24 protein-coding genes are annotated in these 20,701 nt (G+C 69.4%); 6 read left to right on the forward strand and 18 right to left on the reverse strand.

Annotated features, from left to right (window positions below; all coding sequences use genetic code 11):
• Window positions 1-27: 27 nt before the first annotated feature.
• From ACLB9X_RS20450 to ACLB9X_RS20500, 11 genes are all read right to left on the reverse strand, one after another.
• Entirely contained in the window at window positions 28-732 is a 705-nt protein-coding gene (locus ACLB9X_RS20450) for a hypothetical protein (RefSeq protein WP_410361825.1), read from the reverse strand.
• Window positions 732-1,838 carry a hypothetical protein gene (locus ACLB9X_RS20455; RefSeq protein ID WP_410361826.1) on the reverse strand — a complete coding sequence of 369 codons (1,107 nt, stop codon included), beginning with the start codon at window positions 1,836-1,838 and terminating at the stop codon, window positions 732-734. The genes ACLB9X_RS20450 and ACLB9X_RS20455 overlap by 1 nt, the downstream gene beginning before the upstream one ends.
• Window positions 1,839-1,848: 10 nt before the next feature.
• Entirely contained in the window at window positions 1,849-2,988 is a 1,140-nt protein-coding gene (locus tag ACLB9X_RS20460; RefSeq protein WP_410361827.1) for a hypothetical protein, read from the reverse strand.
• 22 nt (window positions 2,989-3,010) lie between these two features.
• Window positions 3,011-4,198, reverse strand: a complete 1,188-nt coding sequence (locus tag ACLB9X_RS20465; RefSeq protein WP_410361828.1) for a hypothetical protein — start codon at window positions 4,196-4,198, stop codon at window positions 3,011-3,013.
• A gap of 43 nt (window positions 4,199-4,241) precedes the next feature.
• A complete protein-coding gene (locus ACLB9X_RS20470) occupies window positions 4,242-5,432 on the reverse strand; it encodes a hypothetical protein (protein ID WP_410361829.1) in 1,191 nt (396 codons plus the stop codon).
• A gap of 304 nt (window positions 5,433-5,736) precedes the next feature.
• Window positions 5,737-6,660, reverse strand: coding sequence for a phage distal tail protein (locus ACLB9X_RS20475; protein WP_410361830.1), 924 nt, complete (start codon window positions 6,658-6,660; stop codon window positions 5,737-5,739).
• 29 nt (window positions 6,661-6,689) lie between these two features.
• Entirely contained in the window at window positions 6,690-7,937 is a 1,248-nt protein-coding gene (locus tag ACLB9X_RS20480; protein WP_410361831.1) for a tape-measure protein, read from the reverse strand.
• Entirely contained in the window at window positions 7,934-9,130 is a 1,197-nt protein-coding gene (locus tag ACLB9X_RS20485) for a phage tail protein (RefSeq protein WP_410361832.1), read from the reverse strand. The genes ACLB9X_RS20480 and ACLB9X_RS20485 overlap by 4 nt, the downstream gene beginning before the upstream one ends.
• 46 nt (window positions 9,131-9,176) lie before the next feature.
• A complete protein-coding gene (locus ACLB9X_RS20490) occupies window positions 9,177-9,836 on the reverse strand; it encodes a hypothetical protein (RefSeq protein ID WP_410361833.1) in 660 nt (219 codons plus the stop codon).
• Between the two features lie 123 nt (window positions 9,837-9,959).
• Window positions 9,960-10,364, reverse strand: a complete 405-nt coding sequence (locus tag ACLB9X_RS20495; protein ID WP_410361834.1) for a hypothetical protein — start codon at window positions 10,362-10,364, stop codon at window positions 9,960-9,962.
• A gap of 9 nt (window positions 10,365-10,373) precedes the next feature.
• On the reverse strand, window positions 10,374-10,568 hold the full coding sequence (locus tag ACLB9X_RS20500; RefSeq protein ID WP_410361835.1) for a hypothetical protein: 195 nt from the start codon (window positions 10,566-10,568) through the stop codon (window positions 10,374-10,376).
• 310 nt (window positions 10,569-10,878) lie between these two features.
• Between ACLB9X_RS20500 and ACLB9X_RS20505 the strand changes: the two genes are divergently transcribed.
• Window positions 10,879-11,697 carry a hypothetical protein gene (locus ACLB9X_RS20505; RefSeq protein ID WP_410361836.1) on the forward strand — a complete coding sequence of 273 codons (819 nt, stop codon included), beginning with the start codon at window positions 10,879-10,881 and terminating at the stop codon, window positions 11,695-11,697.
• Window positions 11,698-11,724: 27 nt separating this feature from the next.
• Here ACLB9X_RS20505 and ACLB9X_RS20510 read toward each other — a convergent pair whose 3' ends face one another.
• From ACLB9X_RS20510 to ACLB9X_RS20540, 7 genes are all read right to left on the reverse strand, one after another.
• Window positions 11,725-12,069 carry a hypothetical protein gene (locus tag ACLB9X_RS20510; RefSeq protein WP_410361837.1) on the reverse strand — a complete coding sequence of 115 codons (345 nt, stop codon included), beginning with the start codon at window positions 12,067-12,069 and terminating at the stop codon, window positions 11,725-11,727.
• Between the two features lie 71 nt (window positions 12,070-12,140).
• On the reverse strand, window positions 12,141-12,431 hold the full coding sequence (locus ACLB9X_RS20515; RefSeq protein ID WP_410361838.1) for a hypothetical protein: 291 nt from the start codon (window positions 12,429-12,431) through the stop codon (window positions 12,141-12,143).
• Between the two features lie 83 nt (window positions 12,432-12,514).
• The gene (locus ACLB9X_RS20520) at window positions 12,515-13,114 is read right to left on the reverse strand and encodes a phage tail protein (RefSeq protein WP_410361839.1); all 600 of its coding nucleotides are present in this window, start codon (window positions 13,112-13,114) and stop codon (window positions 12,515-12,517) included.
• A gap of 132 nt (window positions 13,115-13,246) precedes the next feature.
• A complete protein-coding gene (locus tag ACLB9X_RS20525) occupies window positions 13,247-13,654 on the reverse strand; it encodes a hypothetical protein (RefSeq protein WP_410361840.1) in 408 nt (135 codons plus the stop codon).
• 320 nt (window positions 13,655-13,974) lie between these two features.
• Entirely contained in the window at window positions 13,975-14,160 is a 186-nt protein-coding gene (locus ACLB9X_RS20530) for a hypothetical protein (protein WP_398903040.1), read from the reverse strand.
• Window positions 14,161-14,171: 11 nt separating this feature from the next.
• Window positions 14,172-14,900: a hypothetical protein gene (locus ACLB9X_RS20535; protein WP_410361841.1), complete on the reverse strand. Its 729-nt coding sequence runs from the start codon at window positions 14,898-14,900 to the stop codon at window positions 14,172-14,174.
• On the reverse strand, window positions 14,893-15,171 hold the full coding sequence (locus tag ACLB9X_RS20540; RefSeq protein ID WP_410361842.1) for a WhiB family transcriptional regulator: 279 nt from the start codon (window positions 15,169-15,171) through the stop codon (window positions 14,893-14,895). Before ACLB9X_RS20540 ends, ACLB9X_RS20535 begins: the two co-directional genes overlap by 8 nt.
• A 240-nt stretch (window positions 15,172-15,411) precedes the next feature.
• On the opposite strand from ACLB9X_RS20540, the gene ACLB9X_RS20545 reads away from it, so the two are divergent.
• The 5 genes from ACLB9X_RS20545 (at window position 15,412) to tuf (ending at window position 20,594) form a co-directional block, all read left to right on the forward strand.
• The gene (locus ACLB9X_RS20545) at window positions 15,412-15,861 is read left to right on the forward strand and encodes a helix-turn-helix domain-containing protein (RefSeq protein WP_410361843.1); all 450 of its coding nucleotides are present in this window, start codon (window positions 15,412-15,414) and stop codon (window positions 15,859-15,861) included.
• Window positions 15,862-16,238: 377 nt separating this feature from the next.
• A complete protein-coding gene (gene rpsL / locus ACLB9X_RS20550) occupies window positions 16,239-16,610 on the forward strand; it encodes a 30S ribosomal protein S12 (protein ID WP_003948652.1) in 372 nt (123 codons plus the stop codon).
• Window positions 16,611-16,612: 2 nt separating this feature from the next.
• Entirely contained in the window at window positions 16,613-17,083 is a 471-nt protein-coding gene (rpsG, locus tag ACLB9X_RS20555; protein WP_100108597.1) for a 30S ribosomal protein S7, read from the forward strand.
• A gap of 38 nt (window positions 17,084-17,121) precedes the next feature.
• A complete protein-coding gene (gene fusA / locus ACLB9X_RS20560) occupies window positions 17,122-19,248 on the forward strand; it encodes an elongation factor G (protein WP_410361844.1) in 2,127 nt (708 codons plus the stop codon).
• Between the two features lie 152 nt (window positions 19,249-19,400).
• Window positions 19,401-20,594: an elongation factor Tu gene (gene tuf, locus ACLB9X_RS20565; protein ID WP_365991355.1), complete on the forward strand. Its 1,194-nt coding sequence runs from the start codon at window positions 19,401-19,403 to the stop codon at window positions 20,592-20,594.
• The last annotated feature ends 107 nt before the right edge of the window (window positions 20,595-20,701 follow it).

Here is a 20,701-nt window from a genome sequence, read left to right on the forward strand (position 1 = left end):
GGCTGCGCTGCCGCGGGGTGTTGCGGCTCAGCTCTGCCGGCCGTGCATGACGTACGGCTGGGCGTACACGGTGCCGCTCGTGCTGGTGACGACGGCCTGGATCTCCACGGTCACGCTGGTGCCGAAGCGGGTCTGGATGTCGGCGACGATCGGGGCCGTGTGGTCGAAGGTCGTGCCCGCGTTGACGGTCGGACCCCACTGGGCGCCGTCGACCAGGACCTTCACCTGTCCGGCGGCCCCGGAGGAGAAGCGCGTGTACACGCCCAGCCGCATCTGCGGCTGCCAGATCGGGTTGACGGACCGGGCGATGGTGCTCCACGTCGTCGACGTGGTCTGCGACCAGTTGATCGAGCCCAGGTCCTGCGGCGGCAGCATCGGGAGCCAGGGCCGGGCGAGCCCGCCGGCGACGATGTCGTCCGAGAAGAGCTCGTGCTCGTAGGCGTCGAACAGGCGCAGCACCTGCTTGGCGGTGTCGGAGCCGTTGCCGTTGTACAGGGCCAGGGCCCGCTCGCCGGTCTGGCGGCGGATCGTGAGCCCGTACTCCTTGTCGTTCTCGTCCGTGCCCCACTTGCCGACCTGGAGGACGGCGGTCTCGTTGGGCAGCTTCACGGTGAGCGCGCCGTTGGTGATCTCGTTGAGCGCGGGACGGGTGTTGACCGCGGTGGACAGCGCCTGGATCCGGCGTTCCATCTGGGTCAGCCGGTCGATGATGTCCTCGGGCAGTTGCGGCATCAGGCCTCCTCAAGGTAGAGCTCGGCGGTGTCGGGGCGGCCCCGTTGCGGCGGACTGACCTTGACGCCGATGATCCGGTAGCGGGCGTCGAGGCCCTGGGGATGCCACTCGTCGGTGATCCGGATCCGGGCGAAGCGGCCGAGGAGCGCCGGCGGGACGACCCCGCCGAGGCGGATCTTGATCTCCGGGATCACCACGGCGCCGCGGACCTGGGCGAGGTTCGCGGCGGCCAGGGAGTCGAGCGCCGCCTCGCTGGTGATCTCGTTGTGGTCCGAGGAGAGGTCGATCCGCGGCCAGCCGCCGTCGAGCAGGTCCTGGGCGACGGCCGGGGGCTTGGAGTACAGCGGCCGGGACTCGGCGGCGGCGTTGTTGTTGACGGACGCGCCGCGGGCCACGGCGGTGGTGCCGCCGCGGGTCGCGTCGCGCGGGAAGGAGTACGACAGGACGGTGCCGGGACGGTCGAAGACGAGATCGGTGGCACCGGTACGGATCTTGGGGGAGCCGAGCCGCAGCTGTCGGACGCGCTCGCCGGTGACCGGGTCCCGGAAGACCATGATCTGCTGCTCGAACCCGTTCTCCAGGCCGGCGAGCTGTGCGATCGCCTCCGCGTAGACGGTCTCGTCGCCGTCGCGCCAGGCCGCGGTCCGCTTGACGGAGGAGGTCTCCTCGCCGACCTTCACCCGGATGTTGCCGTCGTCGGTCTTCTGGAGGTGGTTCCAGAGAGTGCGGGCAATCTCCAGCTGGTCGGTCGGCGTCGTGAACGTGATCTCTTCGCGGATGCGGCGCCGGGCCGCGTACGAGTCGAAGGTGGCGGCCTGGACGGCCAGGGTCAGCACCCCGCGCTCGCTGCTGTGCAGGGTGCTCGTCCAGATGATGCCGCCCCACCACAGGTCCCCGCCGCGCTCCAGGTAGACCGCGGTGCGGCCCTCCTCGACCTGGCGGACACGCTCGGCGATGGCCTTGTCCGGGATGGGCACGGTGCCGGACAACGAGCCGGCCTTGCCGATGTAGTCGTCGAACTGGACGTCCCGCAGCGGCAGGATGTCGATGGTCTGGTCGGTCAGCAGATCGCAGAAGATCGCCCGATAGGGCGTGTCGAGGCTCATCGGGCTCCTCTCAGAGGACGTAGGTGGCGGAGACGCGCAGGTTGCGGCCGGCGACAAGGGCGCCGTTGGGGGACCAAGTACGCAGAGAGACCTGCCCGTTGGGCGAGACGAGGGCACCGCCGCCTGCGAAGCCGTCGCAGGCGGTGGTCTCGAATTCCAGGGCGGGGCGCCAGCCGGCGGGCAGCGTACAGAGCTGCTCGTCGGTGATGTTGCCCGCGCTGTTGGCGTTGATGTCGGCGCCGTTGCGGGTGACGACCACGCTCAGGGTGGCGATCCCGCGGGTGCGGCGCGCGGTGAAGGACAGCAGGGTCCAGCCGGGCAGGGCCGTGACGCCGCTGGTGAGGGTCTCCACCTCGACCGGAGGCTGGTAGGTGACCCACACGGTGCCGTTCCAGCGCTGGATCACCCCGCCGGCGTCCCGGAACTGCCCGGGGTAACCACCGGTGGACAGCGCACCGTTGGGGGCGATGCCGCCGATCTCCTTCGGGTACGCGACCCAGGCCGTGCCGTTCCAGCGCTGCAGGAAGTGCGAGTTGTCGTTGTCCTGGTACTGGCCCGGGTACGCGCCGGGCTCGGCGGCGTTGTTGTAGACGGGCAGGATGCCGCCGACACCGGCGACCGTGACGCGCAGGTCCGTGACCGTTCCGGTGGTGGTCCAGGGGATGCCGCCCGTGCCCGCGGAGGTTCCGGCCGGGACGCGGACCGAGAACAGCGTCAGCGAGAGCGCGGGGGCGTTCGGCGCCACCGGAGTGGCGGCAGGGGTGCCCCGGACGATCTCCAGGGCGGCTTCGCTCCTGGTCGAGCCGTCGAACTGGTCGTCGTACACCCGCAGGACGACGAGGTCGACACGCGGGTTGAGCGGGTCGCCGTCGGCGAAGGTGATGACGGTGTCCGCGTCGAGGGCGACGGGATACGCGCCCTGGGACTCGGGGCCCTGGATGACGGCCCGGCCGTGGTAGACCGTGGCCGACATCGGTCCGTTGGAGCTCATCAACAGACCGCCGACGCGGTACTTGCCGTCGTACGTGCCGGGGAGGATGCCGGACCGGGAGGCGAACGGGCCGGCGGGGGTGGTGGCGCCGAGGGCGGTGTGGCGGGTGTCGAGGCGGGTCTGTCCGGTGGGGGCGAGCCAGCCGTTGCGAAGAACCATGGGAAGTCTCTCCTGGGGGCGGTCAGGCCTGGTTGTCGACGCGGAGGAAGGTGTTGTCGAAGTGGCCCTTCACGGCGCTGTTGCCGACCTTGAACATGGCCGTCAGCGTGTAGGCGGCTCCGGGGGTCATGCCGTAGACGCGCGTCGTGGACGACATCGACGCCGGGGTGGAGCCGGTGTAGAGCACGGCCATCTCGTCGTTCGGTTCCATGGCCGACGCGGTGCCCTTGGTCAGCCGGAAGCTCATGCTGACCGTGGTCGGGGTGGCGGACTGGGCGTGCATCCGCGCGCCGTAGGTGATCAGCACGGCACCCGACGGACCGGCGACGAAGTCCACGTCGAGCGGGGTGCTCGTCGTCTCCGTCAGCGCTGCCGTGTACGTGGTCGACTGGGTCCACCCGGAGTCGTTGGTGCCGGCGAAGAACGGGCCGGGCACCGCGGGGACCCATGCCGAGCCGTTCCAGCGCTGGAGCTGGCCGCCCGTGGAGTCCCGGTACTGGCCCGTGTACGTGGCCGGCAGTGTGGACGCGCTGTTCGGGATGATGCCGCCGAGCGCCGACGGGTACGGCACCCACGCGCCGCCGTCCCACCGCTGGAGCGCGCCGCCGGAGTCCTGGTACTGGCCCGGGTAGGCGCCCGGGAAGACCGCGCCCTCGACCGGGAGGATGCCGCCGAGGGAGACCACCGGCGTGCGCAGGTCCTTGAGGGAGGTGTTCCAGTTGATGCCGCCGTTGCCCGCGCTCACGCCGGCGACGACCGTCACCTCGTACAGCGCGAGGCTCAGCGGCGGGATGGCCGGGGCCTGCGGGTTGGGGCCCGGCACGCCCTGGATGATCTCGATCTTCGCCTCGTGGCGGCCGGAGGAGTCGTACAGGGCGTCGTAGACCTTGGCGACGACCAGGTCGATCCGGCCGTACTGGGCGTCGCCCTCGGCGAAGGTGATCGTCTGTGCGACGGGCAGCGCCACCGGGTACACGCCCTGGGAGATCTCGCCCTGGATCAGTGCCCGGCCCTCGTGGACGGTCGCCGACATGGCGGCGGCGCCCGCCATCCAGAAGCCGGAGAGCCGGAACTGGCCGCTGTAGGAGCCCGGCAGGATGCCGGACCGGACCTGGACGGGGTTGACCGCGGTGGTCGCGCCGATCTGGTTGAGGCGGGTGTCCTCACGCGTCTGGCCGGTCTCGGCGACCCAGCTGCTGCGCAGGTTCATGGGGTTTCTCCGATCGAAGTTGGGGGTGCGGGCGTTCGGGAGGTCAGGACTTGATCCACTCGGCGGAGAGGTTGCAGGCGTAGCCGGAACCCCCGAGGGTCCGCACCGACGCTGTGTGGGTCTGGTAGCCGGCGAGCTGGACGGTGCTGCCCGCGGTGAGCTTGATCAGGCCCTGGCCGCCGACCACGACGGCGCCGCCACCGGCGGGGGTCAGCCAGGTGCAGCGCGGTACGCCGACACCGTTGACCAGGACCCGCGAGCCACGGAAACCGTTCGCGGAGTCGCCGGACCAGACGACATGGCCGGAGATCCGGTACCAGCCGGCCCGCGGAGCGGTGTAGGTGGTGGAGCCGTTCCAGCCCGCCGCGTCGTCGACGTCGATGCTCTGGAAGGTGATCGTGGTCCAGACGTTGGAGGGGATGCTCTGCTGCGCCGTCTGCGAGACGGAGAACAGGACCGTCGCCTTGCCCTCGGCGTACTGCCAGTTCGTCCCGTCCCAGCGCTGGAGCACACCGGCGTTGTCGCGGTACTGGCCGGTGTAACCGCCGGTCGTCAGCGTTCCGTTGGGCGCGATGCCGCCGATCGGCTTCGGGTACGAGACCCAGGTCGTGCCGTCCCAGCGCTGGAGGAGCCCGGCGGTGTCCCGGTACTGGCCGACGTACGCGCCCTTGAAGCCGCTGGTCGGCATGATGCCGCCGAGGGCCACGGCCGGCCAGTGCAGCGGGGTCACCGCGGAGGTCGTCCAGGCCACACCGCCGGTGCCGGCCGAGGTGCCGGCCGGCACGGAGACCGTGTACAGCGGGATCGTGCTGCCCGGACCGCTCGGCGGGGCGGTCGGGGTGGCCGAGGGGGTGCCCTCGACCAGGCGCACGACGGCCTCGGTGACGCCGGTCTTGTCGTAGTCGTCGTCGACGACGGCGAGTTCGATCAGGTCGATCCGGCCGTGCTGGGGGTCGCCGTCGGCGACGGTGAGCGTCTCGGGCGTCGTGACGGCGACCAGATAGGCTCCCTGGTCGGTGTCCTTGCCCTGCACGATCGCGCGACCGGTGCCGATCGAGCACTGCATGGGCGAGCTGCCGGTCAGGACGAAGCCGCCGGGCACGATGCCCGGCCGCGAGCGCAGTGGCGTCTCCTCGGGGGACTGGCCACTGGGGGTGAGCAGGGCGGCGAGGGTGAGGCGGGTGTCCTCACGGGTCTGGCCGGTGGGCTGGAGCCATGCGGCACGTACGGTCATGGGTCACCTCTTCGGAAAGTTCGTGGGCATCGGCGGGGCTTTTGTGCGGCGCTGGGGCGTCTCCGCGACGGGCCGGGCGCATGACGGATCACCGCCCGCGCCGCCGCGGTCGGGCCGGGGGCGCCGTCGGGGTGACGCGCGGGCGGTGCGGGGTGCCGGCCGGTGCCGCGCCGGGCGGCGGGTACGGCTTTTCGCCGCCGCAACGCGTCGGCCAGGCGCGGGGTCGGGTGCGGTACGGATCGCTGCTGGGTAACGGTGCCTTACCGTCGCGCCCGGGCGGTCAACGGGCGGGTGGCCGGGCGGATCACCACTCGGCGCTGCGCCAGCGGACGGTCATCAGCGCGTCAGCGCCGCCCCCGTCCGGTCGGAACGAGAGCTCGGTGCGGCCCGGCTCCAGAAGGAAGAGCTCCTCCGGGCTGGAGTCCGCCATGGCCGTGTGCCGTCGGGAGGCGGTGTTGTTGAGCATGACCGTGCCCGCGGCCGTGTCGACCGTGAGCTCGTCGCCGGCGGCCAGATCGATCGCGTACCGCAGCCGCAGCCTGCTGACCCGCTGCGTCACGGTCGGCATGGAGCACGGGCCGCGGAAGACGATCACCGGGTGGGCCGGCGCGGAACCGGTGTTCTCGGCGACGGTGTCGCCGGTGCTCGTCGCCTGACCCCAGTTCAGCGGCCAGGTCAGCGGCCACGTCAGCCCGGACTCGGGCTGCGGGGCCGTGGCGGTGGCGACCTGCTCGTTGACGACGTAGCGGCGCGGATCGGCGGCGAGCCACTGGATGGACATCTTGGACGTGCCCTGGGTGGCGAAGCCGCGGTCGGTGGGCACCACGCGCTGGGCGATCCGGGCACGCACGGCGAGGATCTCGCCGTGCAGCCGCACCGCGAGCCAGCGCTCTTCGTCGAGCAGGGCGAGCGACTGCCGCAGCGCGCGGACGGCCTCGGTCGTAGCGCTGTACTCCGGCATCAGCACGATGGTCCCGCCGACCTTGCGCGGCTTGGCGTAGCGGGAGCCCGGCCAGGCGCCGTGGGAGGTGGGCCGGTCGGCGTCGGAGGCGTCGTAATCGGGCAGGTCCTCCCAGCCGGTGAGGCCGGAGCGGTCGACGGCGAACGGGGTGCCGGGGCCGATGAGGAGCCCGGCCCACTGGATCTGCCCGTCCTGGGTGATCAGTGAGCCGGGCGCGAGGTCGGCCGTGTGGGTGTTTCCGGCGTAGGCGGCTGTGGTCTCGGCCATGGAGGCCGTCACCTCACTTCTGGGTCGGTTCAGGGGCAGGCGGTCGCGAGGAACAGCAGGTCCTCGGCGGTCGAGCGCGGACCGGCGCCCGGCTCCTCGTGGAACTCCCCTACGCGGTAAGGCTGTCGAGTGGGCTCCGTGATGGCCGGGACGCGGCGGTGCTCGAGCTCGGTGAGCGCGTGGATACGGGGGGCGTCCGCCGAGCCGGGGAAGACGACACCGCCCTCGGCGAGCATCGGGATCTTGTCGAGGTCGACGCCGAACTTCTTGCCGAGGAGGCTGAAGCTGAGCTCGTTCAGCCCGTCGATGATCCAGTTGGCGAAGGCGATCAGCCCGTTGATGGGACCTTTGACGACGCCGAGGACGGTCTGCATGCCGCCTTCGAGCATTCCGCCGATACCGCGCAGGGTGCGGGTGACGGTGACCTTGATCCGGGTGAAGAACCCGGGCACGGAGCCAGTGATCCACTTGATGACCGGCTGGACGGCGTTCCTCAGCCCGTTCCAGGCGCGGGAGACGATCCCGCGCAGGGCGTTGGCGGCCGAGGAGACGGCCGACCCGGTCCGGGAGATCCCACGGACGGCGGATCCGAGGCCCTTGAGGACCCCGGTGATCACGCTCAGGTACGCCTTGACGTACGTGCCGACGGCCTTGCCGATCAGCTTCATGACCGGGCTGACGAACTTCCAGACCGCCTGGAAGCCCTTGAGTGCCTGCGCGAAGACCTGCTTCATGATCCGCTGACCGGTCTCGCTGTGCATGGCGTACTCGATGAGCCAGGCGGCGACGGGCACAAGGATGCCGATGAGGAAGCCGATCGGGTTGGCCCGCATGGCGACGTTGATCCCGGTCATGGCGACGGCGGCGAGGGTCATGACGGTGCCGAAGGTGCCCATGAGGCCGGTGATGACGTCGGCGACGGGCAGCAGCGGCAGGAGAATCGCCAGAACTCCGCCGACGCCGGTGCCCACCTTGGCGAGGGAGGTCTTCGCCCTGGCGGCCCTGCTGCCGAATCCCTTGACTCCGTTGCCCGCACGTGACTGGCCGAGCTTCGTGGTGGCGGCAGCGGAGGAAGCGGCGTTCTGGCCGAACGTGCGCACGGACGTACCGGCCGTCCGGGCTCCGGTGCGCAGTCGGTCGGCGCCGCCGGCCGCCTTCTGGACGCCCTGCCTGACGCGCCGTACCGCGTCGGCGGCCTGGCCGGCCCTCAGGGCCAGATCGGAGAAGGCCGAGGCCGTCCCCGCGAGTGGATTGAGCGGCATGGCGGCGGCACTCATCCGCGCGCCTTCGCCAGGTACATGAGCGCGTCCGCCGTTGCCTGCGGGTCGCTGTTGCGGGCGGCGTGGTAGTGCTCGATGTGGAATCCGGCGCCTGCCGCGCCGGCCCGGGCCTGTGCCATGCGGGCCCGTCGGGCGGTGAGGGCGAGCAGCCGGTCCAGCTTGGAGAGCGGGAGGACGGCCTCGGCCTCGCCGGCCTCGGCGAGGATGGCGGGGACGCCCCCGCGGCGCGGCATGACGACGCCGCCGGTGGCGAGCATGGGGATGGTCGGCAGGCTGACGCCGAAGGTCTTGCCGCCGACGAGCGGGACCCAGCCGGGGACGCTGACCTTGATGCCGTTCAGTCGGCGGATCATCGAGTTGATGAGGCCGATGACGGAGTTGATCGGGCCCTTCACACCGTTCTTGATGCCGTTGAACGCCTGGGAGGCGATGCCCTTCAGCCCGTTCCAGATGGACGACATCTTGTCCTTGACGGCCCGGAACGCGGCCGGGATCGCGGACTTGATCCAGTTGACGACCGGCATGATGACGGCCTTGATGCCGCGCCAGACAGCCCCGACGACGGACTTGATGGCGTTCATCACCGTGGTGATGATCTTCTTCCAGGTGTTGACGTACGTCCTGATGACGGTCGCCACGGCCTTGACGACGGTGGAGATGGCCTTCTTGATGCCGTTCCACACCGTCTTGATCAGCTGGCCGGCCTTCTTCATGATCGGCCCGATCGCCTTCATGACGGAGCTGATCACGGTCTTGATGGCGCCGAACGCCTTCTTCATGATCGTCTGCATCGTCTTGGAGCGGGTCGCCATCTCGACGACCTTCTCGATGAGCGGCATGAAGAGTTCGAGCAGGCGGGCGAGGAAGTTGCCCTTCATGGACTTGTTGAGCCTGTCCTGGCCCTTGGCCGCCTTGGCCGCTCCGGACTGGTACCTGCCCAGCTTGGACCCGGCGGACTGGGCGGTGCGCCCGGCCTTCGCCATGGCGCGTTCGGCCTGGGCCGAGGCGGTCTTGAGGTTCTTGAGCTCCTTGGCGGAGCCCTGCGCGGCACCCTTGACTCCGCTGATGTCGCGGCCGGCCGTCGAGGCGCGCTGACCGAGGTTCGACGCGGCGCGTTCGGCGTTGGACGTGGCCGATCTGAACTGCTGAAGCGATCCGTTGGCGTTCTTCAACGAGCTGACGAGGGACATGACTGTCCACCTCTGTTACTGGATGGGATGGTGCGGGGGGCGTAGGTCAGGACAGGGCCTGGGCGAGCAGGTCGACGCGGCGCTGGAGCAGCACGACCTGGTTGGTCGTGCCCTGGAGTGCGGGGTTGGAGTCCATGTGCCGGATCTCTTGGCGCGTGGTGTTGCTCCGCGTGGTGAGCCGTCCGACCTTCTTCTCCAGCACGCCGATGCGCTTGTTGGAGCTCTGGATCTTCGTGTGCGCGCTGACGACCATGTCCTGGAGACGCCGGATCGCGTACTCGGGGGACTCCCGCTCACGCCTCTGGAGCTCCTGCTCGGAGAGCTTCCACAGGACACCCCACCTGTTGCGCTCGAAGCCCTTCTTCTTGAACCAGGCTTCGATCGCCGGGTCGAGGTTGAGGAAGGGCATGATCTCGAACTTGAGGAGTGAGCCGCCGATCTGGGCGAACGCGCCGGCGGTCACGAGCGCCAGGAACTCCGGTGTCTTGATCCACTCGAAGAGGCTGGTCTTGGTCGCCTCGGTGACGTGGGTCTTCGTCCAGCTCTGCGTGGCGAACTGGACCTCGCCCTTGGTCTTCTTCAGCGCCCCTTCGCTGATGTCCGCGGTTTTGGCCGTGCCGTTGAGCACGTACTGGTCATTCTTCGGATCAAGGGCCGCCTGCAGATTTCCCACGTCTTTGGTCAGCTGCTCAAGGCTCTTCGCCATCTGGCCTCCTTCGGTATTGAGCGCCTCTCGGCGCTCGGCGGGCATACGACGAAGCCCCTGCCGGGAGGGCAGGGGCTTCGCGGTGTGCGGTTCGGTCGGGAGTCGGGTGAGTGACCCTGGCGATCAGCTCGGGGTGCGCCGTTCCGTTGGCGGCCGGCTCGCGCGTCCTCGCCGGAGCGCGGCCAGCGTCATCACGAATGCGGCGATGCCCATCGCGCAGGCGGCGATCCAGTGCCGCGTCTGCTGGCCCAGGAACAGGACCGAGGCGGCACCGAACCCGAGACCGGACGCGGGAAGCAGCGCGGTCTTCCAGCCGGGCACGCGGCGACCGGCGAGGACGAGTGCGGAGGCCACGGCGATCACGCCCCCGCCGAACAGGGCGTATGTGTAGCGCTCACCTCCGTCGGGAAGGCCGTAGCGCCCCCGGGCGTGTTCCTCGAGGCCCAGGTCGACGGCTCCGCCGACGGCCCAGAAGAAAGCGCTGAATGCGATCACACCGACAGCGACGATCCACCACTGACTTCTCACGCCTGGATCCTACGGAGTACGGCGGAGTTCGGCGACGGCGTCGTTCCAGCCGGCCTTGTACGCATGGAGCTCGCGAGCCGTGACTTCGGCGTCGAGGGTGGCGAGCAGTGCGCGCTTGTCGAGGGGACCGGGGCGGTGCAGCACCTCGTTGAGGCGGTCCTGGAGTGTGCTCCGTATGCGGCTTCCCCCGGCCTGTGACGTCATGGTGCCCTGCCTTCCGTTGCTTGCCGGCGCAGTCCGATCGCGGGCGGGGCCCGCGGACTCACCTTGAGGAGATGAGAGTATCGAACTGGTGTGCGATGCATTGTCGAACGGCGGTTTCGGGTTTGTCGAGCGCGAAAAAACGACTGACGGTGTGTCTGCAGGCGTTGGCCCAGGTGGGATTGGTCACCAGCGGCGGCCTCGGTGCGACCGGGTACGCTGGATCCACGCTCCCTGGATCGGACCAGTTCAGGGAGGTGAGGGTTTCGGGGGTGCGAGGGGACCCTAGGGGGCGGGAAGGCATTGTTTACGCATGGACAGGGAGCCGAGCGCCAGACGGCGCGCACAGGTCGTCGACTGGCTCGAAATGAGCCCCGACCTGCCTCATCTGTTCGCACGGCTGTCCGAACTGGTCCATGTCGCCGGATACGCGCCAGAGGACCTCGTGGTGATCGCTCGTGCCGAGATCGATCGGCGCGAGACGGCGGCCTTCACCGCCGGCTGGGCGGAGGCGGTCTCCGAGGAACTGCCGCGTATACGGCGGGAGTACGAGAGGCGCGTGGCGGACGCCTATGCGCAGGGACAGAGTGACGCGCGTGGAATCCGGCGTCCCCAGCGACGTGGGGAGGGCGGTGCGGACGGAGCCCGGGTCATTCCGTTGCCGTTCGCGCGGTTCCTCGAACCGCCCGCCGCGGTGCGTCAGGCCGAGGAGCGGATACGCGGAGAGCGCGAGCGCCTCGAACGGCGGCCTGAGCTCGGTCCCGACCGGGAGCCGGGGCCGGACGCCGACGCGGAACTCCAGCACGCGACCGCGCCTTTGGGGGACGAGGCATCGCGTCCTCGTGCCGACGAGTCCGCCCTCGAACAGGACGGTCTGCCGCCCGCTCAGGAGGCCCGGGCCCGCCGGATCACGCAGCCGGTACGGAAGGTCGTCCGCGGCAAGGGCGGTCGCCCCATAGTGCCGCCGCTCGGGGTTCCCGCGCAGCCCGGATCCGGCACCGACCGCCGGGCGGCCGACTCCGGCGAGGCGGACTCGCGGGGGCAGGGCCGCCGACTGTCGGAACGGGCCAGGGCCCTGGAGGAGGAGCTGGCCGACCGAGCACAGGAAGCGCCCCCGGAGACCGATCCCTGACGGGGACGGGCTCCGGGGGCTGCGGGGTCATCCGAAGAAGTGGGCGAGTTGATGGGGTGACGGCGCCGTGGCGTCGTCACCCGTGTCCGGCGTGCCGCCCTTTCCGCCCTCCTCGTCCGGCTCGGGACCTCCCGGGCGCGGTATGGGGGTGGGCGGTGCGGGCGGGTCGTCGTCCTCGCCCGTGTTGACGCTGGCGAACATCCAGTTGGCGACGGCCAGGTGATCCACCGCCGCCGCGAGGAGGTGGTCGGAGACCGACCACTCCGCGGCCTCGCCGTGGAGTTCGCGCAGGACGGCGCTGTCGCTCGGCAGATGCTTGATCAGGACCGCGACGCGCCGGCTGGAGAGAGCACCCCGGTACCAGTCGAGCAAGTCGGTGCCGTAGTAGCGGAGCAGGTCCGCTTCGAGTGCCTCGGCGTGTTCGTCGACGAACTCGACGAGGCTCAGTCTTCCCCCAGGCCGAGCCCGGTCTCCTTGCCGTAGGCCTCCAGGATGGCGGCGATGTCCTGCATGGTGATGTCGTGCTGCTCGAAGCGGCTGAACTGCTTCTCACCCATCAGGAGTGCGAGCAGGCCGTCCACGTCGTTGTCGTCGAGCTTGCGGAGCGCCTTGGCGGTCGCACGGCTCAGCTCGGTGGGGAGTTCGTAGGATTCGCCGTCCAGTTCGAAGGACCAGGAGCGGCCGACGGTCTCCAGTCGCTGGGCGCGGGCGGCGTTGACGTCGAAAGGGGCCATGGTGATGCGTACTCCTTGTTCGAGTGAGTGAAGAGGAGAGGGGGCGGGGCGGCGATGGGCCGTCCCGCCCCCGGGTGGAGGGATCAGACGGCGTACGAGGTGTCCTTCATGACGAAGCTCGCCAGCGGCTTGCCGTCACCCTGGGACATGGCGGTGAAGGTGATGCCGAGCTGGGCCGCGGACTTGCGGGCCAGCTTGATGTCGTCGGAAGCGGTGACCTGGCCGCGCGGGATGTAGAAGCGGTACGTCACCGCGTTCGGGCCGGCCTTGTCGGTGAACTCCAGGCCGAGGGCGCGCACGTCGGCGTAGGCACGGTCGCCGATGTCGTACCGGAAGACCTCGGTGCTCGTGGCCGGCTCCGCCTTGACGTCGCCGCCGCCCATGAAGAACGGCAGCGTGTCCTCGTTGAACTGGAGCAGCGCGAACTTCAGGGAGAGGTCCCGGTCCGCGTACGTGAAGTGGACCGGGCTGACGGCCTGCCACGAGTCGACGGGCTCCAGCTTGTCCTTCTTGGCGAAGGTCACGCCGTCGGCGGTGGTGTAGCCGAGGTCCTTCCACTGCTTCGCCGTCCAGTCGGCGGCGGGGTCGGCACCGAAGGTGGTCGGCAGCTCGGCGTTGGCGGCGGCCACGTAGAGGCGACCGGTACCGGCAACGCGGATCTCGGACGAGTTGGTTCCTGCCATGGTGGGTTTCTCCTTGGAGAGAGGGTGACGCCGCGCCCGGCCTTCCTGATCCGGGTACGGCAAAGGCCCTGCCGGACGGCAGGGCCTCGATCTGGGGAGTGGCGTACGGGGCGGGCTGAGGGGGCGTCAGGGTCAGAAGACGTCCACGGAGAGCCGGATCACGCACACGTAGCGGTTGGCCGCCCGGTAGAGGTAGTCGGGCAGCCAGCGCGGGCCGTCCTGCTCCTCGACGTCGCTGATGACGTTCGTGCCGTACTGCTTGCCGATGGCGGCGAGCAGGGCGCGGCGGGCCGCGTTGGCCAGGGTGTGGGCGGTGCTCTTGTCCGGCCCGTACACCTCGAACTCGATCAGCGGCATGTCGACGTGCAGATCGCCGACCCAGGAGCCGCCGCGCCGATTGACGAGGACGGCGGGCTGGGTGCCGTCGAACCCGGTGGGCGGGGCGACGGCGACGGTGGCGGTGGAGAGGGCGGGGTCGGCCTCGAGGACGTCGACGACCAACGCCTCGACGTCTGGGAAGGCACTCGGGGGAGTGGTCATGACGGTTCTCCTCGGAAGCGTGAGGGGGCTGAGGGAGTGCGAGCCGCTGCCGGGGCCGCTCCCGCGGGGAGGGGGCGGGGACGCGGAAGCGTCCCCGGACAGCGAAGGGCGGAGCTGCGGCCCGACTCGCGGGCACAGCTCCGCCGCTGCACCAACTGTGACAGAGAGCGTGCGCGCACGCAGCTAATTCGTTCGGTGGGTGTGCGGAAACAGTTCGTACGACCCGCGTCGACACCTGCGGCATGACGAAGCGCCCCGTGTCTCGCGATGAGACACGGGGCGCTTCGTCGAGCTCGTTCGATGGTCGTGCTGCGTGCGGTCTACGCGGTACGAGGGCGGCGGCGGGCCGCGCGTTCCGCCGCGAAGACGTCCTCCAGGCGGAAGAGCTGCGCCCGGCCCGCCTTGCCGGCCGCTCGCAGGTGGCCCAGCTGGACCCACTTGCGGATGGTCGCGGGCGCCACCCCCGCCTCCTCGGCCGCGAGCGGTCCCGGGATCAGGGCGGGCATCGTCAGGGACGTCAGCACGGGGTCTCCTCCATCGCCGCTTCGATGTCTTCCGTACGGGTGCCCGACGCGTCGGCCAGCTCGCCCCACCGCTCCTCCGGCCACAGATGCCGGTACGCGGGGTCGTCCTGGCAGCCGCACACCTCGTCCGCGCACACGCAGGCGGGGTTCACGCAGAGCACCGCCCGCCGGTCCGGGAAAGCCCGCAGCGACACGGAGTCGCACCACGGGCAGCGGCCCGAGACCCGCACAACCGTCTCCGTGTCCCCGAGCGTGCGCGCGCAGCGCCGCGCCATCCGGCGCAGTTCGTCGCGCACATGCCGGGCCAGGTCGGGATGGCCCGCGATCTCGTCGAGCAGCGCCGTCGTGCGCCGCAGCCGCTCCACGACCGGGGCGCGGCCGGGCCGGGGAAGTCCGAGCCGGGCCCGTACCGCCTCCTCCAGCTCCACCACCCCGTCGGTGATGTCGCGGATGGCGTCGGACACGTGCATCCGGATCGGGGCGGCCCCGTGGCCCGGCACGGCGAGCCCGTGCCGCTGCTGGAGGAGCAGGGCCTCGCGGCGCTCCTCGCGGATGAGGTCGTCGCGGCCGGGGTGCGGAGCGGCGGGCGTGGTCTCGACGGGGGAGCGGCGGCCCGGCGCCAGCTCCTCGGCGAGCTCGGGGAACTGTCGTACCAGGGAAGCGGTCCAGAGCGCGATGTCCCGCAGGACCCGGTCGGTGGAGCCAACGGCGCCGTCAGTCACGAGGACCCCCAAAGCGCGCGGTGCCCGCGGAACTGCGGCCGCGGCGTGGGACGACGGGGCGGCCGTTGCGCCAGAGACGGCCCGCGCATACGCCGTCGAACCAGCTTTCCGCAGGGGCCACGGCCGCCTCGCATTGACGGCGGACGAGACAGACGGCGCAGGCGCGCAGCGCCGGGGCGGCCTGCTGGGCGCGGCGGGCGAAGACGACGGACGGGGAGAGGCCGACGCACGCGGCGGCGGCCTGCCATGAGGACGAGTCGGGCAGGAGCAAGGTTCTTCTCCACGGTCCGGGCCACCGAGCACCCTGGGGCCGTGAGGCGCCTGGGGCTCATGAGGCCGACGAGTGCGACGGCGACAGAGAGAGTGACATGTTGCGTGCGGGCGCGCAACAACCTTGTGGGCTCCTCTTCACCGATTCGACACGGTTGCGCGCCCGAAACCACGTAATTCCGTGCGCGCAAGCACGCTAGAGTGGTGTGCCCGGAAGGTGGGGGCATCAGAGGAGCGGTACATGAGCACACAAGGGCTCGACGAGTTCGCAGGCTGGGTGGAAGGCCTGATGAGGGCGCGCGGCTACGACATCGACAGTCCGCGCGGCGGAGGAAAGTCGCGGATCGCGGACGAGGCCGGTGTGCACCGGGCCGCCGTGACCCGGCTGCTGCAGCGGCAGAGCATGCCCGACCTGGAGACCATGCGCAGGATCGCCCCCCTTCTCGGGGTCTCCGTCCGCGACATGCTGATCCGCTCGGGCCGGGTCACCCCCGACGAGCTGCCCCTGGCGGCGGACCTGCTGCCGCCCGGCGACTGGCAGCCGACCATGGAGGACTTCGCCCGCTGGCTCGGCGTCCCCGACGAGCGGATGAGCGTGTTCGTCAAGGTCGTCAACCAGTTCCTGGAGCCCGGCGAGGAGGAGACCGAGCCGCGAACCGCCGGTGAGTCGAGCCGCGCCGGCCGGGATTGACCTTACGTATGACCGGGGCTCGCGCCGACGCCCCGGGCCCGCCGGAAGGCAGGTGCCAGGCGGCCCCGCGGGCTGTTGGCGCCGGCCCGCGCACCGACCCGTTCCGGGATGCGTTCTCCCACGTCGGCCGGGCCCTCGTACCCGTGGGCATTTGTTTTGACCGGAGTCCGTGCGATAGGTACGCTCAGACCTTGTGCCTGGGGTGTGCCTGGGCTCGTGTGCGTGTCCTCAACCGCATGGCGAGTCAGATACCGGCCACCGCAATCTGCGCCTTTTCCGCTCGCGGCGGAGGTCCGCAGCATTCGACACACCCGACCGCGTGGGTCGGTGACGTTCCAGGTTAGCTTCACTGACGGCACACAGAAACCGGAGAAGTAGTGCCTACGATCCAGCAGCTGGTCCGCAAGGGCCGGCAGGACAAGGTCGAGAAGAACAAGACGCCCGCACTCGAGGGTTCCCCTCAGCGTCGCGGCGTCTGCACGCGTGTGTTCACGACCACCCCGAAGAAGCCGAACTCGGCCCTGCGGAAGGTCGCGCGTGTGCGTCTGACCTCCGGCATCGAGGTCACGGCCTACATCCCGGGTGAGGGACACAACCTGCAGGAGCACTCCATCGTGCTCGTGCGTGGTGGCCGTGTGAAGGACCTGCCGGGTGTTCGCTACAAGATCATCCGCGGTTCCCTCGACACCCAGGGTGTCAAGAACCGCAAGCAGGCCCGCAGCCGCTACGGCGCCAAGAAGGAGAAGTAAGAATGCCTCGTAAGGGCCCCGCCCCGAAGCGCCCGGTCATCATCGACCCGGTTTACGGTTCTCCTCTGGTGACCTCGCTGATCAACAAGATCCTGCTCAACGGCAAGCGTTCCACCGCTGAGCGCATCGTCTACGGCGCCATGGAAGGCCTCCGCGAGAAGACCGGCAACGACCCGGTCATCACGCTGAAGCGCGCCCTCGAGAACGTCAAGCCGGCGCTCGAGGTCAAGTCCCGTCGTGTCGGTGGCGCCACCTACCAGGTGCCGGTCGAGGTCAAGCCCGGCCGCGCCTCCACGCTGGCGCTGCGCTGGCTGGTCGGTTACTCCCGCGCCCGTCGCGAGAAGACCATGACCGAGCGCCTCATGAACGAACTGCTCGACGCCTCCAACGGCCTCGGCGCTTCGGTCAAGAAGCGTGAGGACACGCACAAGATGGCCGAGTCCAACAAGGCCTTCGCGCACTACCGCTGGTAGTCGCTACCCACATCGAGACCGAGAGAAGACTGAGCCATATGGCCACCACTTCGCTTGACCTGGCCAAGGTCCGCAACATCGGGATCATGGCCCACATCGACGCGGGCAAGACGACGACCACCGAGCGCATCCTGTTCTACACCGGTGTGAGCTACAAGATCGGTGAGGTCCACGACGGCGCTGCCACGATGGACTGGATGGAGCAGGAGCAGGAGCGCGGCATCACCATCACGTCCGCCGCGACGACCTGTCACTGGCCGCTCGACAACGTCGATCACACGATCAACATCATCGACACCCCGGGTCACGTCGACTTCACCGTCGAGGTGGAGCGTTCGCTCCGCGTGCTCGACGGCGCCGTCACGGTGTTCGACGGTGTCGCCGGTGTTGAGCCGCAGTCCGAGACCGTCTGGCGTCAGGCGGACCGCTACGGCGTTCCGCGTATCTGCTTCGTCAACAAGCTCGACCGCACCGGTGCCGAGTTCCACCGCTGTGTTGACATGATCAAGGACCGCCTCGGCGCGACCCCGATCGTCATGCAGCTCCCGATCGGTGCCGAGGCCGACTTCAAGGGCGTCATCGACCTCGTTCGCATGAAGGCCCTCGTGTGGTCCGCCGAGGCCACCAAGGGCGAGATGTACGACGTCGTCGACATCCCCTCCACGCACGCCGAGGCCGCCGAGGAGTGGCGCGGCACGCTGCTGGAGACCGTCGCCGAGAACGACGAAGAGATCATGGAGCTGTACCTGGAGGGCAAGGAGCCCACCGAGGAGCAGCTGTACACCGCGATCCGTCGTATCACCATCGCGTCCGGCGTCTCCAAGGACACCACCGTCACCCCGGTGTTCTGCGGCACCGCGTTCAAGAACAAGGGCGTCCAGCCCCTGCTCGACGCGGTCGTGCGCTACCTCCCCTCCCCTCTGGACGTCGAGGCCATCGAGGGCCACGACGTGAAGGACCCGGAGGAGGTCGTCAAGCGCAAGCCGTCCGACGACGAGCCGCTGTCGGCCCTCGCGTTCAAGATCGCGAGCGACCCGCACCTCGGCAAGCTCACCTTCGTCCGGATCTACTCCGGTCGCCTGGACTCCGGCACCGCGGTGCTGAACTCCGTGAAGGGCAAGAAGGAGCGCATCGGCAAGATCTACCGCATGCACGCCAACAAGCGTGAGGAGATCGAGTCGGTGGGCGCCGGCGACATCGTCGCCGTCATGGGCCTGAAGCAGACCACCACCGGTGAGACGCTGTGCGACGAGAAGAACCCGGTGATCCTGGAGTCCATGGACTTCCCGGCGCCGGTCATCCAGGTCGCCATCGAGCCCAAGTCCAAGGGCGACCAGGAGAAGCTGGGTGTCGCCATCCAGCGTCTCGCGGAGGAGGACCCCTCCTTCCAGGTCCACTCGGACGAGGAGACCGGCCAGACCATCATCGGTGGTATGGGCGAGCTGCACCTCGAGGTGCTGGTCGACCGTATGCGCCGTGAGTTCAAGGTCGAGGCCAACGTCGGCAAGCCGCAGGTCGCGTACCGCGAGACGATCCGCAAGTCGGTCGAGCGCGTGGACTACACCCACAAGAAGCAGACCGGTGGTACCGGTCAGTTCGCCAAGGTGCAGATCGCGATCGAGCCCATCGAGGGCGGCGACGCCTCGTACGAGTTCGTGAACAAGGTCACCGGTGGCCGCATCCCCAAGGAGTACATCCCCTCGGTGGACGCGGGCGCGCAGGAGGCCATGCAGTTCGGCATCCTGGCCGGCTACGAGATGACGGGCGTTCGCGTCACGCTCATCGACGGCGCCTACCACGAGGTCGACTCCTCCGAACTCGCGTTCAAGATCGCCGGTTCGCAGGCCTTCAAGGAGGCCGCGCGCAAGGCCAGCCCCGTGCTGCTCGAGCCGATGATGGCCGTCGAGGTCACCACGCCCGAGGACTACATGGGTGAGGTCATCGGCGACATCAACTCCCGCCGTGGTCAGATCCAGGCCATGGAGGAGCGGATGGGTGCCCGGATCGTCAAGGGTCTGGTGCCTCTCTCGGAGATGTTCGGCTACGTCGGAGACCTCCGCAGCAAGACCTCGGGTCGCGCAAGCTACTCGATGCAGTTCGACTCCTACGCCGAGGTTCCCCGGAACGTCGCCGAGGAGATCATCGCGAAGGCCAAGGGCGAGTAACTCACCCGAGTTCACGCTTTAGGCTTGACACCGTCCGCCGGGGGTTCGCCCCGAGACCCGTCGAGGGTCGGACCCCGGCGGCCGGCTTCCCAGCAAAGATCACCTGGCGCCGATGAGTAAGGCGTACAGAACCACTCCACAGGAGGACCCCAGTGGCGAAGGCGAAGTTCGAGCGGACTAAGCCGCACGTCAACATCGGCACCATCGGTCACATCGACCACGGTAAGACGACCCTCACGGCCGCCATTACCAAGGTGCTGCACGACGCGTACCCGGACCTGAACGAGGCCTCGGCCTTCGACCAGATCGACAAGGCTCCTGAGGAGCGCCAGCGCGGTATCACCATCTCCATCGCGCACGTCGAGTACCAGACCGAGTCGCGTCACTACGCCCACGTCGACTGCCCCGGTCACGCGGACTACATCAAGAACATGATCACCGGTGCCGCGCAGATGGACGGCGCCATCCTCGTGGTCGCCGCCACCGACGGCCCGATGCCGCAGACCAAGGAGCACGTGCTCCTGGCCCGCCAGGTCGGCGTTCCGTACATCGTCGTCGCCCTGAACAAGGCCGACATGGTGGACGACGAGGAGATCCTGGAGCTCGTCGAGCTCGAGGTGCGTGAGCTCCTCTCCGAGTACGAGTTCCCGGGCGACGACCTGCCGGTCGTCAAGGTCTCGGCGCTCAAGGCTCTCGAGGGCGACAAGGAGTGGGGCCAGTCGGTCCTGAACCTGATGGCCGCCGTCGACGAGGCGATCCCGCAGCCCGAGCGTGACGTCGACAAGCCGTTCCTGATGCCGATCGAGGACGTCTTCACGATCACCGGTCGTGGCACCGTCGTCACCGGCCGTATCGAGCGTGGTGTCCTCAAGGTCAACGAGACCGTCGACATCGTCGGTATCAAGCCGGAGAAGACCACCACCACGGTCACCGGTATCGAGATGTTCCGCAAGCTGCTCGACGAGGGCCAGGCCGGTGAGAACGTCGGTCTGCTGCTGCGTGGCATCAAGCGCGAGGACGTCGAGCGCGGCCAGGTCATCATCAAGCCCGGTTCGGTCACCCCGCACACCGAGTTCGAGGCCCAGGCCTACATCCTGTCCAAGGACGAGGGTGGCCGCCACACGCCGTTCTTCAACAACTACCGTCCGCAGTTCTACTTCCGTACGACTGACGTGACCGGTGTTGTGACCCTCCCCGAGGGCACCGAGATGGTCATGCCGGGTGACAACACCCAGATGTCCGTCCAGCTGATCCAGCCGGTCGCCATGGAAGAGGGCCTGAAGTTCGCCATCCGTGAGGGTGGCCGGACCGTGGGCGCCGGCCAGGTCACCAAGATCACCAAGTAATTCCGGTGGTTTGACCTGGTAGCTCGCTGAGCTGCAAGAAGGGCCCCGCACCGAGAGGTGCGGGGCCCTTCGTCATGTCCGGGCAGTGGGCCGGTCGTTGACCGGAT

It is taken from the genome of Streptomyces sp. 5K101 (assembly GCF_046506645.1).
Lineage (GTDB): Bacteria > Actinomycetota > Actinomycetes > Streptomycetales > Streptomycetaceae > Streptomyces.

Coding starts and splice junctions, on each gene's coding strand:
- ACLB9X_RS20450 (WP_410361825.1), bottom strand. CDS start 732: ATGCCGCAACTGCCCGAGGACATCATCGACCGGCTGACCCAGATGGAA.
- ACLB9X_RS20455 (WP_410361826.1), bottom strand. CDS start 1,838: ATGAGCCTCGACACGCCCTATCGGGCGATCTTCTGCGATCTGCTGACC.
- ACLB9X_RS20460 (WP_410361827.1), bottom strand. CDS start 2,988: ATGGTTCTTCGCAACGGCTGGCTCGCCCCCACCGGACAGACCCGCCTC.
- ACLB9X_RS20465 (WP_410361828.1), bottom strand. CDS start 4,198: ATGAACCTGCGCAGCAGCTGGGTCGCCGAGACCGGCCAGACGCGTGAG.
- ACLB9X_RS20470 (WP_410361829.1), bottom strand. CDS start 5,432: ATGACCGTACGTGCCGCATGGCTCCAGCCCACCGGCCAGACCCGTGAG.
- ACLB9X_RS20475 (WP_410361830.1), bottom strand. CDS start 6,660: ATGGCCGAGACCACAGCCGCCTACGCCGGAAACACCCACACGGCCGAC.
- ACLB9X_RS20480 (WP_410361831.1), bottom strand. CDS start 7,937: ATGAGTGCCGCCGCCATGCCGCTCAATCCACTCGCGGGGACGGCCTCG.
- ACLB9X_RS20485 (WP_410361832.1), bottom strand. CDS start 9,130: ATGTCCCTCGTCAGCTCGTTGAAGAACGCCAACGGATCGCTTCAGCAG.
- ACLB9X_RS20490 (WP_410361833.1), bottom strand. CDS start 9,836: ATGGCGAAGAGCCTTGAGCAGCTGACCAAAGACGTGGGAAATCTGCAG.
- ACLB9X_RS20500 (WP_410361835.1), bottom strand. CDS start 10,568: ATGACGTCACAGGCCGGGGGAAGCCGCATACGGAGCACACTCCAGGAC.
- ACLB9X_RS20505 (WP_410361836.1), top strand. CDS start 10,879: ATGGACAGGGAGCCGAGCGCCAGACGGCGCGCACAGGTCGTCGACTGG.
- ACLB9X_RS20515 (WP_410361838.1), bottom strand. CDS start 12,431: ATGGCCCCTTTCGACGTCAACGCCGCCCGCGCCCAGCGACTGGAGACC.
- ACLB9X_RS20520 (WP_410361839.1), bottom strand. CDS start 13,114: ATGGCAGGAACCAACTCGTCCGAGATCCGCGTTGCCGGTACCGGTCGC.
- ACLB9X_RS20525 (WP_410361840.1), bottom strand. CDS start 13,654: ATGACCACTCCCCCGAGTGCCTTCCCAGACGTCGAGGCGTTGGTCGTC.
- ACLB9X_RS20530 (WP_398903040.1), bottom strand. CDS start 14,160: ATGCCCGCCCTGATCCCGGGACCGCTCGCGGCCGAGGAGGCGGGGGTG.
- ACLB9X_RS20545 (WP_410361843.1), top strand. CDS start 15,412: ATGAGCACACAAGGGCTCGACGAGTTCGCAGGCTGGGTGGAAGGCCTG.
- rpsG (WP_100108597.1), top strand. CDS start 16,613: ATGCCTCGTAAGGGCCCCGCCCCGAAGCGCCCGGTCATCATCGACCCG.
- fusA (WP_410361844.1), top strand. CDS start 17,122: ATGGCCACCACTTCGCTTGACCTGGCCAAGGTCCGCAACATCGGGATC.